This is a genomic window from Chryseobacterium hilariae, assembly GCF_051400735.1.
GTDB lineage: Bacteria > Bacteroidota > Bacteroidia > Flavobacteriales > Weeksellaceae > Chryseobacterium.
Genome location: NZ_JBLFFJ010000002.1, coordinates 585,651 through 598,068 on the forward strand (window position 1 = coordinate 585,651; position 12,418 = coordinate 598,068).

Here is a 12,418-nt window from a genome sequence, read left to right on the forward strand (position 1 = left end):
TAGCGACACAAAAATTATTTTATAAAATGAAAAGACTATTTCTACTGTTCACTTTCTTATTGGGCTTTGCTCAGATGAGGGCGGATGAGGGGATGTGGCTGTTAATGCTCATCAAAAGACTTAACGGTGTCGACATGCAAAAAGAAGGATTGCATTTGACACCTGAAGAAATTTATTCAGTAAACAATTCAAGCTTAAAGGATGCTATCGTGAGCTTCGGAGGTTTTTGTACCGGAGAAATTGTTTCTGACAAAGGACTTATTTTCACGAACCACCACTGTGGTTACGGTGCTGTAGCTGCTGCCTCTACTCCGGAAAAAGATTATCTGAAAAACGGATTCTGGGCTATGAAGCAAAAGGACGAGTTTAATGCAAAAGATCTTTATGTAAGGTTTTTAGTTAGAATGGATGATGCTACGCAGAGAATCAATTCCAAACTAAACAACAATATGACCGGTGCGGAGAGAAAAGCAGTGATTGATGCTGAAACAAAAGCAATCCAGACTGAAAACTCTGAAAACGGAAAATACACTGTAGTAGTAAAAGATTTCTTCAATGGGAATGAATTCTACTATTTTGTATACCAGGATTATAAAGATATCAGATTGGTAGGTGCACCACCTTCATCATTAGGTAAATTCGGAGGTGATACAGATAACTGGGAATGGCCAAGACATACTGCTGACTTCACGGTATTCAGAGTATATGGAGATGCAGCAGGAAATCCTGCAGAATATGCAGCAGGAAATGTTCCATTGAAGCCTAAGCACTTCCTTCCGGTTTCTCTTAAAGGGATCAAACCTGGAGATTTCTCTATGATCTTAGGATATCCTGGAAGAACCAACCGTTATCTTACATCTTACGGGATTCAGCAGATGGTGAACAAAGACTATCCGGCTTGGGTGGAAGCTTCTAAACTTGCTATGGATGTTATGAAAAAGTATATGGACAAGGATAAAGCAACTCAGCTTAACTATGCCTCTCAATATGCTTCTGTAGCTAACTACTGGAAAAACAGACAGGGAACTATCGATGCAGTAGATAAAAACGGAACTATCTCTGACAAACAAAAGATTGAAGACACTTACAGAAAATGGTCTGCATTACCAGGAAACACAGAATATGATGGTGTTTTAGAAGATATCGGGGCTTATTACAAGCAGGTTTCTGACAGAAATGTTGAAAGAAACTATGCTTCACAGTTCTCAAGAAATGCAAAATATATCACTCTTGCTTTGCAGGTAGGTTCTGTTCTTAAAGCTTATGCTGCTCAGGATATGCAGGGAAGATTAGCGATGAAAGCTAAAACTGAAACTGCAATCAAAGAAGCTTATGAAAACTTCAACCCTTCTCTGGAAGGAGAAATGCTTGCTTCTATGGCTGGTCTTTACCAGTCAAGAGTAACCAATAAAGAGGTAGCTTCTGCTACTATTTTAGGATTGGACTCTAAGACGCTTTCTAATGTAGCTTATTCTTCAATTTTTGCGAATAAGACTTCTGCTACAAACTTCTTATTAAATCCGGATGCATTGAAACTTGATGCTGATCCACTTTGGAAAATCGCAAACGGAATCGTTGCTGATCAAAAAATGAGCATGGAAAAGTATTCTAAAGTTGATGATAATTTCAACAAAAACAACCGTCTATTCTTAGCTGGATTAATGAAGGCTATGCCTGAGAAAAAATTCTATCCGGATGCTAACTCTACAATGAGATTAACTTACGGAACGGTAGATAAACTTCCTGTAAGAACTGACAGAAATTACTTCGGAGTTACAGACAATTATTATACTGATATGACCGGTCTTGTAGGAAAATATAAGAAAGGTGACGAAGAATTCGATCTTCCGCAAAGAGTGATCGACCTTTATAATCTTAAGGATTTCGGACAGTATGCTGATGCAGCAGGATATATGCCTGTTAACTTCCTTTCTAACAATGATATTACAGGTGGTAACTCCGGTTCTCCGGTAATTGACGGAGACGGAAACCTTATCGGTATTGCATTCGATGGAAACAGCGAAGCATTAAGCGGTGATATCGTATTTGAACAGGACTGGCAGAAAACGATCAACGTAGACGTACGTTTCGTACTTTGGACGATCGACAAATATGCAGGAGCAAGAAGACTGATCGATGAATTAAAGCTTGTAAGAGGAGAAAACACACCTCCTGATACAAAGTCTAAAAATTCAGGAACTACTCAAATGCCTAAGAAAGCAAAAAAGGTAAAATAATCTTTTCCTGATAAATTTTAAAACCGTGAATTTACGTTCACGGTTTTTTTATTTTTGAACTTTAAATCTTTATGATGGAAAAAGGAATTGAGTTTTCCGGAGTTATACAACAGAACGGCAACATGAATGCTGCTTTTGTAGAGTTTCCTTATTCTACAGAAGAGCTGTTCGGCAAAAAAGGGCAGGTAAAAATTAAAGCAACATTCGATGGCAATGTTGAATACCGTGGAAGCCTTGCTAAAATGAAATCTGACTGTCATATTCTGGGACTAACCCGGGAAATCCGAAAACAATTGGGAAAAACTTTTGGTGATGAGGTTTTTGTGAGCCTTATTGAAGACAAAGAGGAAAGAACGGTAGAAATCGCCGATGACGTTGCTTCTGTTTTTAATGAAAACCCTGTGGCCAAATCTCTGTTCGACAAAATGAGCTATACTCATAGAAAAGAATATATCCGCTGGATCGAGGAAGCTAAGAAACCGGAAACCAGAGAGACCAGAAAAATTAAGATGATAGAAATGATTCTGGAGGGTAAAAAAGGCATATAAACCCAGCTATTTTTCTTAATTTGAAATTTATAAAAAAGCCGGGTAATAATCCCGGCTCTATTATTTCAAAATTTGTTTTATTTCAGAATTCCCAGATACTTCAAATACGCATCCAGCATCTTCTTATCAAATGCAGGCTCCTCAATACCAGAGCCTTCCAAAAACTGAATGACATTGGAACAGTCCCAGACATACGTATTCTGATATAATTCCACCGTGGAAAGCCCTTCATGCATATTATCTTTAAACAGGCTGGTGAGTGGATATAAACGGTTCCGGCTGTCATCCTCCCACTGTTTCCTCCATTCTTTGTAAGGAAGACCTTCAAGGGTAAGCGGATAATACTTCTTCAGGAGTCCAAAGAAACTTTCAAGAGTAAGATTGGTTTCCGGTCTTGCGATCAGGTTGAACTTTTTACCAACCGCATCTTTATTTTTTGTGATGTGAGCCATAGATTTGGTCATATAGTCTACTGTGATCAGTCCTTCTCTCAGTTCAGTGAGTAAAGGATAAGATTTAAATTCAACACAGTTTTTCACAAGACCGGACCACCATTGGTAGGGAGCACTGGCACCCGTTTCACTGTGACACATGGCATAGCCAAGACGGTAAGTAATTAATGGAAGCCCTTCTTTAGCCGCAAGATCCGCAACCGCCTCCATTACCCATTTGCTTCTTACATACCCGATATCTTTACTTACGGACATCAGGTTCTGAGCAATATCATCACTTTCCATCATCACGGTTTTCCCGGTGAAAACATGTCCCCAACTGTAGACCGAAATGGTGGATAGCAGGGCAAGACACTTCGTTCTTTCAGCACCGGCAAGTTTTATGATTTCTCTTAATCCTTCTACGTTCGGAGCTTTCATATAAGAATAGGGCTCTATAAAATTAACGGAGCTTCCAGAGTGGTAAATAAGATCCAGTATTCCTGCAAGTTTTTTGAACTGGTCTTCAGAAAACCCTAACAACGGAAGGGACAGATCTCCTATTACAGGAATGATTCTCGATTTTTGCTCTTCTTTTCTATCGATATGATACTGTTTATAGCAGCGGTCAATTTTGTCCGTTGCATGAAATTCATCCTGAGCCCTTACCAGGCAGTAAATATCAGCTGATGTGGTATCTAAAAGTTCCTGAAGCAGATGGATCCCGACAAATCCTGTAACCCCGGTCAGGAATATGGTTTTAGGATTTTCCAGTTGTTTGGGATCGAAACCACCTGCAAAAACAGTTCCCGGAGCGAGATAAACATCCTGCTGAAGAGCTACATAAGGCTCTACATCTTCTTCTGGAATTGCTTCACGGGCTTCTTTGGCTCTGGTGATCAATTCATCGGCAAGCTGCTTGAGAACAGGAAATTGGTAAATATCCCTCATATAGACTTTGGTATCAAATCTTGAATTCAGGGCAGTTGCAACTATAGCGACAAGGAGAGAGTTTCCACCGATATCAAAGAAATTATCTGTAATATTAATCACCGGGCGTTCAAGTTCTTCAGCCCAGATATCTGCTATAATTCTTTCGGTTTCATTGGTAGGCGGTTCCGTAGAAATAAGTTCTTTCGCCTCTTTGTCCGCCAGGTCCTTTAGCAGATGAGTATCTGTTTTTCCGTTGGCCGTGAGTGGTATTTTATCAACATGGATGATCTGAGCCGGAATCATATAACCGGGCAACTCTTCTTTCAGCTGCTGTCTTACCCATGCAGCGTCTGCTTTTTCACCGGGCTTTACTATAACAAAGGCTACAATATATTTATTATTTCCATGGTCTTTTGTAATGACTGCAGCTTCCTGTATTCCTTCCAAACGGGCAAGGCAGCGTTCAATCTCACCCAATTCCACGCGGAAACCTCTAATTTTCACCTGATTATCTATTCTTCCTAAAAATTCAATATCTCCATCCGGCTTCCAGCGGGCAAGGTCACCGGTACGGTAGAGCTTTTCGTTTTCCCTGAATGGACTGTTAATAAATTTTGAAGCCGTGAGTTCTTCATTATTAAGATAACCTTTAGCCAAAAGATTGCCTCCTATATGCAGTTCTCCTATAGCACCTACCGGCAGCAATTCGCTGTTTTCTCCTAAAATGTAAGCCTTTGCATTGGCTATTGGCCTTCCTATTGAAGAAATATATTGCCCATTCATATCTTTAACTTTTTTGAAGGTGGCATAAACCGTGCATTCAGTAGGACCGTAATAATCAATTAACTCATAACTTAATTCGCTGGTAAGTACAGGTTTAAGTTTTTCTCCTCCTGTGAAAAGATATTTAAGGTCAAGGTCGCTATACTTTCGTGTTTCTTCAACAACGGAAGGAGCAAGAACAGAAGGTGTAAATCCATGGGTAATCCGGTTTTTACGGTAAAAATTCACAAGCTCTGAAGCTTCTACTCTATCTTCATTAGCTACGATATAAATTACAGCGCCTGCAATAAGCGCCGACCATGTTTCCCATACAGAGATGTCGAATGCCAATCCGGCAACAAGGGTAAGGTGTGATGTGTCATCAACATGAAAGTACTGGTTGTGCCATGTAACCAAATGCTGAATGCTATGATGGGAAACCATGACCCCTTTAGGATTTCCTGTTGAGCCGGATGTGTAGATAGTATAGGCTAATGCATCCTGAGACATAGTAATATCGGGCATTTCAGCAGATAAGTGAGACAGGCTTTCTGTATTATCCAGATGAAAAATTTCAGCGTTAATTCCCTTCGTCAGTGAATTTCCCCGCGGAGTATCTGTAATAAGTATTCCCGCTGAGGTATCTGCAAGGATGTATTCTACACGTTTTACAGGATAAGCAGGGTCGATAGGCACATAAGCTGCTCCTGTCTTCAAAATACCCAGAATGGCAACCAACCACTCCAGCGAGCGATCCAGCCATACGGGAACAAACATTCCTTCTTGTACTCCTTTTTCTAGCAGTACATTACCAAGCTGACTGCTTTTCTGATCGAGCTCGCGGTAACTTATCCTGCTTTCCTGATAAGCAGCAGCCGGATTTTCGGGATGAAGGAGCACCTGTTTTTTGAAAAGGGAAACCAGTGTTTCTTTTTTGTGATAGTCCCAATTTGTTTTATTGAAATCGTTGAGAAGTTTTTCTCTGTCGTCTGAGGATAAAAGAACCGGTAGGCCAGCGGGCTGACCCGACGGCGTTGATATTGTATTTGGCATATTAGTTTTTAGTTTTGTTTGGTGATAATAGTTTCAAATGAACTGCATTACGCAGAACTTTAGACCTGTATAAAACAGCCTAGTACATAGTAAACAGCAAAGAATATTATACATTCTATGCTATCAGCAGTCAGAATTGATTTGCTCAAGTTTTGTTTGTTGATTTCTCTTTCATAATGTAATATTTTTTAAAATTCGGCAATCAAATTTAACATAATATTCCACACTAGGGAATAAATAATTTAGAAATTTCCCTAAAAAGGGATTTAAATGCTATTTTACCATCATCATTTAATCCAAAGTATAATAAAAATTATGTACCAGAACTATATTGAAAATTCAGCATTATACATTCCAGAATTCCCTGTCCAGACTTCTGTACTGTATGGCTTCTGAAATATGATGAGATAGTATATTTTCTACTCCTTCCAAATCGGCTGCAGTTCTGGCCACTTTCAGGATACGGTCATAAGCTCTTGCTGAGAGATTCAGCTTTTCCATAGCGAGCTTAATGAGATGCAGAGAGGTTTCATCCAGGCTGCAAAACGCTTCAATTTCTTTAGGACCAATCTGAGCATTGTAGCTGATATTGAGGCTTTTATAGCGTTCATTCTGAATATTGCGTGCCTTGAGTACCCGTTCCCGGATATCTGAACTTTTTTCGCCTTTTCTTTTTTCTGCCAGCTGTTCAAATTCAACTTTCTGTACTTCTATGTGAATATCTATCCTGTCTAATAACGGACCTGAAAGTTTATTCATATACCGCTGCATTTCATAAACGGATGAAGTATTGCCCGGATCGTCCGGAAAAAAACCGCTGGGGCTTGGGTTCATAGAGGCCACCAGCATAAAGCTGGCAGGATAGTTTACGGTAAACCGGGCTCTGGAAATCGTTACTTCCCGGTCTTCGAGAGGCTGTCTCATGACTTCCAAAACTGTTCTTTTAAACTCCGGCATCTCATCAAGAAACAAGACGCCGTTGTGTGCAAGTGAGATTTCTCCAGGCTGTGGATAACTTCCGCCCCCTACTAATGCAACATCAGTTATTATATTAAATGTGGGGGATAAAAACAAATATCATAAACTACTATATAACAAATAAATATACAAAAAGTATTAAAATAATTTTAACATTTTTTGTCATTTCAAAGTCGCTCACTAAAATTGCTAAATGAAGACAAAAAAAAATAAAGAAATGCAACAAAAAGAAAAACAATTTTATCTCAAAAATGACAGTTGGAAATCAAATCAACAATTATTATCTGTTAAACCTATAAATAAAAGTTATGCAGGATAATTTGAGAGTTTATTTTAAAGACAAATACTTTTTTGAAAGTCTTGTTAAGAAAAAAGGGAATTTCAATGTAACCCTTAATAGTGAGGATATAAAAAAAGATAATTCTACTGCTTCATACTATCCTATCAAAGGGGAAATTGGCTCATTAGTTTATGTTATTCATTCTCACACTGCATATATTGAAAATTCTATACATCAATACTATAATTATTTGAAGGCAGGTAAGGGATTTAATTATAATGATTTTTCTTATTGTAATCTAATACAGACGTTAGATGAATTAAGAAATGAGTTCCCAGATTATGATTTTTCAGATACTAAAGTTACCAATTTAGAGTTTGGGTTTAATCTTAGATTGGATAGAAATGTAAAAGATATAATTGAAAAAAACATTCTAATGTATAAATTTAAAACTCATAATATGTTTGAGGATAAAAAGGGATTTGTATTGAAGAAATTCAAATCTGGAAATTACACCTTTAAAATTTATGATAAAGGCAGACAAAACAAGCTTAATTATGAACTTTTGAGAATAGAATTAAAGTATAATACAAAAGAATTAGAGAAGTTTGGAATATTAAATTTTTGTGATTTATATGATCCTCACAAAAATATAGCATTATTCAAAGATTTTATAAAGAAGTTTGATTTTCTAATGATTGTAGATGATAGATTTACAGAAGGTCTTGCTGATGAAGACATTGCAAATCTGGGAAATAAATTAGAATATACCTTTTGGAAAAGAGATTTTGGTTCTGATGCTACAAAAGGTAGAAGTAAAGTCAGATTAAAGAATTATATTAAGGCTAAGAAGTTAGATAAAACCTTTATTTACCTTAAAAATAAAATTATTCAGAAGTTTGATGAATTATTTAAGGATTGTGAAAATTCTTATCCGATTGCAATTGGTTTTTAAAAAGAATGATTGGTTTTACTATAGTGTAGTTGTAGTAAAACCAATCATTTCAGTAATTAATTTTCATACGACGAGTATTGTCGTTATGCTATTGTACTTTTGCTAAACCTAAATATTACAATAAAAAAACGTTAATTATTGTAGGATAGGTTATTATATTAAATATTTTATATAACTTTAAATAGTTTAAAACACGTATATTTGCAAACTTTAATTAAGATATCATGAATAAAACATTAGCTTTTGATTATTTTGTTTACCAGTTAGTTAATTGGTACAGAGAGGCTTATGGAGATGGTATTGAAAACGATTTAAGCACTCTTAAAGTTTTGAAATTATTATTTTTTACAACAGCAATTGGAGCTAAAAAAGATGATAACACTTCTTTACTTGATTCAACTTTTGATAGTTTTTATGCCTTACCATATGGGCATGTTGAAGGAGATATATATGATGATATTAAACAAAAAAAGACTGCTTATACAATAAATAATTACAGCACAACAGGAAACTATACGGAAACTACAGAACTTGCAGATGAAGTAAAAACAAAAATTTCAGAAAGCATTGCAAAATTAAAATCTGTGAATCCTGATTTAATCAAAATGTCTTCCTTTGATTTAGTGGAATTAAGCCATTCTTGGTATTCTTGGAGATATTATTTTAATATGGCTAAATCTAAAGGATCATATCGTGAAGCAATCCCTAACGAAGTGATTAAAAGTGAAAATAAATATTTTCATTTATAATTTCTATGAACCTGCCAATAGATGTTGCTTATAGTAAAATAAGCGCTTTTAAACTCTATTTACAAGAAACTGTCGTGTCTATGGAGCCTATTTCTGATGAGGCAGAAATATTAGCTCATTCTCATTTAATTATTTTTAATGTCGAAAAATATACCTGTGACATAGTTAGGGAAATATGTCTTTCTTTGATTTCAGGGGAATATTTTACAAATAATGAAATTAATACGAGGTTAGACAGTGCTGAAAATGAAATTAAAGATTTTCCACGATATGCCAACACACTCTCTGATGAAATACAAAAAAGAGTTTTAGAATCGTCAAATGCAATTAATGTAATAATAGAAAATTATAAAATTTTTATAAAAGATATTATTGATAAGTATAGTGAGGAACAAAACTTTTACCTATTTGCTCAAAACCCTCATTTTGAGGAAATTATAAATGGGAGTGATTTATCTGAAGATTATGAAAAATTCGTCAATTACTTTATTACATTATTAGGTGTTGTTAGGTTAGAAAATTTTCCAACCACTCATAAAGAGTATATAATGGAGGTTTTTGAATACGGCGTAAAAATTAATAGAATAACGATTAATGAATATTCGGATATTTCAACAGCTGTAGAGACTAAAGTTGCTTTTCTAAAACATAAATGGAAAAAAAGAATAGAAAATATTAATCCTTACCATTCCAATTACTTAGAAGGAGGCACATTAAAAACAATAGAAGATTTTAATGGTGATAATGAAACTATAAATAATTGGGTAGGCATAATTGATACTCAATACGATATAATTTCTAATAATTGGAAAGATATAGTAAAGAAAAGAGTAGCGTCATATAAAAACAGTCCCTTAAATAGCTTGTCTATTTTGCAAATACATCAGTTGGTCAAGTATTATAAAGACGTAAAGCCAAATCTTTCCAAATTAAATGAAATAGCTCTATTTTTAAAGGATAAAGCAGATACTATTGTAGATGGAAATAGTTTTACTAAATATGCTTACAACATCATATATAATTATGCCATAAATAATGTTTTTTCTTTATATATTTCTAAAGAACAAAATATAAATAATATTACTGAAAAATATAAAGAAATAAGAGATAGTATAAAAGGTTCTGTTAACAATTATTTTTTAAGATTTAAATATTTAGAATATCTTGTTAATTATCTACAAAGCAAAATTCTAAATGATGAAAAAATCAACTTCTTAAATGCATATAGTGACTTGATTGAAGATTGTCATGAGGAAATGCAGGAGTATGGTAAAGATATTGATTGGGCAAAGTTGAATTTTAACTTTGTTTTTATGTTACCCTATAATGAATGTTTAGTTTCATGTGAAATTGAGGGATTAGAAACAGTTTTTTATCCATCCTCTTTTGTTCTTCCCCCACCAATTCTTAAAACAGAAAGAGATTATAAAAAGATAAAGCAAAAATATGATAATTTGTTACTGTCATATAATGCTGGAAAGTATTTTAAAAATGAGATTAAAAAGATAGAAGAATTAGGTAAAAATTTAGATTCAAAAGACTTTAAAGCCATTGAAATTATAAGTGTTTTTACAGCTATTATAACATTTGTTTTATCTTCAATACCAGCCTATAAATTTATAGATAGTGTTTGGGAGTCATTACTATTTATGCTTTCTTTAGCAACAGCTCTTTCAGTATTTGTAACCTTAATTCTATTTTCTACCCGAGATTTATATAAAAGATGGTATGCCTATATACCTGTTATTATATTAGGTGGAATATCTTTTTTTGGATATCTTAATTTAACACAATTTGAAAAACAAAAATTAATTGTTAATAAAAACTTAAAAAAGAATATTGATTCAATTTCTATAAAAAAAGTTGATTCAATTCTTAATTATAAGATCAAAGAAAGAAATATTTCACAAACTAATAATAAGATTAAAAATAAAAAGTAACAGGCTTTACTATATTGTAGGTGTAGTAAAACCTGTTATTTAATAGTTGTCACATCAAATATTCATCTAAACGCTTTCTATTCTGATAATATTTTTAAAGTTTGCCGTACAAGATTTACATAAAGCTCTTCTTTAGTGTTTTCATCCATTTTTGAAACTGGTGAACTTGGTGAGTTCATAGCTTGATAGATATTAATTTCACTAAATTCCTCAAATAAACAAGGTTTTAGAATTACAGTCAAAATAACGGCACCTTCATTTTCTGCGGCACTTAAAAGTTCAGGTAATTCTTCATTTCTAATAAAGTCAGAACCAAGAAAATCAGTACTCACTAATAAAATTGCAACTTTTGCCTTTGACATTGCTTGTTTTATTTCTTCTTTCCATTTTTGACCTGGCTTAATATTATTATCATCCCAAAAATCAATTTTCTCTAAGAAAGGCTTGAAATGTCTTTTTATATCAATTAAAAAAGAGGAACCTGAATGACTATAACTTACAAAAACTTTTTCTCTTTTTGGATTTTCACTAATTTCATTTTTTTGATGTACAATCTTTGGTAATGTATTTAATTCTTGCTTGATATAGAATAATAATTTTTCTGCCGATTCTTCTATTGCACAATCCTCTTTTGGCTGCCCTCCGTGTGATCTATCTCTATGATCTTGCAAATATTTTTTTAAAGACACCTCTAATTCATCTAAAAAAATGGCTTTGTGTTCGGAACTATAAAAATCATAGAGTTTAGATTTTAATGACGAAAGTTTATCACTACTATTAATATTAGGATTTAATAAATTACTGTTTTCTAAAAACTCTTGAGCTTCTTGTTGTATAATTTTTTCTTCGTTCATATTAGTTTATTTAAATAATTGTAAAAGTCATTTCTGAAATCTTGTATCTTCATATTTTGATCTTTCAGTTTTCAGAGACACCAACCAGTCTAAATACATTTCTTCAGGCATACTGCGGTAGCCTATTTTATGAATATGACTGTATTCTTTATTCATCAATTCAAACAGTTCTTTAGCCCTTGGATTGTTTAATGTTGTAGCCTGAATATCTTTTGTATTCTGGTCTTTCATGATTTTTTGAAATTGCTTTGTGTGGGTTTCAGCCTGTAACAGTAAAGCATTAGCCAAATAAGGATGTATTTGTATTGCTCTTTCTGCACATTTCAAAGCAAAACTTCCATCATTATCTGGAAAACTCCTATTGTAGGCAGTGGCTAAATCTACCAGCAATAATGCAAGGCTTTCTTTGTTGTTCAGGGCTTTCATAAATACTCCATTTTTAATGGCATCCAAATGAATGAATCCCGAAGCTGACAACCACGCATCAATCGGGAAAATACCACTTGTAAGCTCCGTATTAAACCATCCAATAGATTTAATGTTATGTTTGATATAAACGTGGTTGGGTGCAAGTGCTAAATTGGCATCTGCCCCTATTTCTTCTGCTAAAATCTTGTACAGTGTAAATCGTCAGCAAAAAGTGTACTGATTTAGGCTCTCACTTAAGGAGTGTTTCATAAGAGATTAATTTTTAAATT

At 34.2% G+C, this 12,418-nt stretch carries 9 protein-coding genes and 1 pseudogene; 6 read left to right on the forward strand and 4 right to left on the reverse strand.

Annotation, left to right across the window (positions count from 1 at the left end):
- Window positions 1–26 precede the first annotated feature (26 nt).
- A complete protein-coding gene (locus ACMGDK_RS09435) occupies window positions 27–2,237 on the forward strand; it encodes a S46 family peptidase (RefSeq protein WP_436807703.1) in 2,211 nt (736 codons plus the stop codon).
- Between the two features lie 71 nt (window positions 2,238–2,308).
- Window positions 2,309–2,785, forward strand: a complete 477-nt coding sequence (locus tag ACMGDK_RS09440) for a YdeI/OmpD-associated family protein (RefSeq protein WP_436807704.1) — start codon at window positions 2,309–2,311, stop codon at window positions 2,783–2,785.
- A gap of 77 nt (window positions 2,786–2,862) precedes the next feature.
- Here the strand turns inward: ACMGDK_RS09440 and ACMGDK_RS09445 are convergent, their stop codons facing one another.
- Window positions 2,863–5,964, reverse strand: coding sequence for a non-ribosomal peptide synthetase family protein (locus ACMGDK_RS09445; protein WP_436807705.1), 3,102 nt, complete (start codon window positions 5,962–5,964; stop codon window positions 2,863–2,865).
- Window positions 5,965–6,309: 345 nt separating this feature from the next.
- Window positions 6,310–7,011: pseudogene (locus ACMGDK_RS09450) on the reverse strand (YifB family Mg chelatase-like AAA ATPase); the annotation flags it as partial.
- A gap of 124 nt (window positions 7,012–7,135) precedes the next feature.
- On the opposite strand from ACMGDK_RS09450, the gene ACMGDK_RS09455 reads away from it, so the two are divergent.
- The 4 genes from ACMGDK_RS09455 (at window position 7,136) to ACMGDK_RS09470 (ending at window position 10,866) form a co-directional block, all read left to right on the forward strand.
- Window positions 7,136–7,261, forward strand: a complete 126-nt coding sequence (locus ACMGDK_RS09455; protein WP_436807706.1) for a hypothetical protein — start codon at window positions 7,136–7,138, stop codon at window positions 7,259–7,261.
- Window positions 7,251–8,177, forward strand: a complete 927-nt coding sequence (locus ACMGDK_RS09460) for a hypothetical protein (RefSeq protein WP_436807707.1) — start codon at window positions 7,251–7,253, stop codon at window positions 8,175–8,177. The genes ACMGDK_RS09455 and ACMGDK_RS09460 overlap by 11 nt, the downstream gene beginning before the upstream one ends.
- A gap of 224 nt (window positions 8,178–8,401) precedes the next feature.
- Complete coding sequence (locus ACMGDK_RS09465) at window positions 8,402–8,926, forward strand: type II toxin-antitoxin system antitoxin SocA domain-containing protein (RefSeq protein ID WP_436807708.1); 525 nt, start codon at window positions 8,402–8,404, stop codon at window positions 8,924–8,926.
- 5 nt (window positions 8,927–8,931) lie between these two features.
- Entirely contained in the window at window positions 8,932–10,866 is a 1,935-nt protein-coding gene (locus tag ACMGDK_RS09470) for a hypothetical protein (protein ID WP_436807709.1), read from the forward strand.
- A gap of 77 nt (window positions 10,867–10,943) precedes the next feature.
- Here the strand turns inward: ACMGDK_RS09470 and ACMGDK_RS09475 are convergent, their stop codons facing one another.
- A complete protein-coding gene (locus ACMGDK_RS09475) occupies window positions 10,944–11,720 on the reverse strand; it encodes a toll/interleukin-1 receptor domain-containing protein (RefSeq protein WP_436807710.1) in 777 nt (258 codons plus the stop codon).
- Window positions 11,721–11,747: 27 nt separating this feature from the next.
- Window positions 11,748–12,146 (reverse strand): hypothetical protein, encoded by a 399-nt coding sequence (locus ACMGDK_RS09480; protein WP_436807711.1) that lies wholly within the window; start codon window positions 12,144–12,146, stop codon window positions 11,748–11,750.
- Window positions 12,147–12,418: the final 272 nt, after the last annotated feature.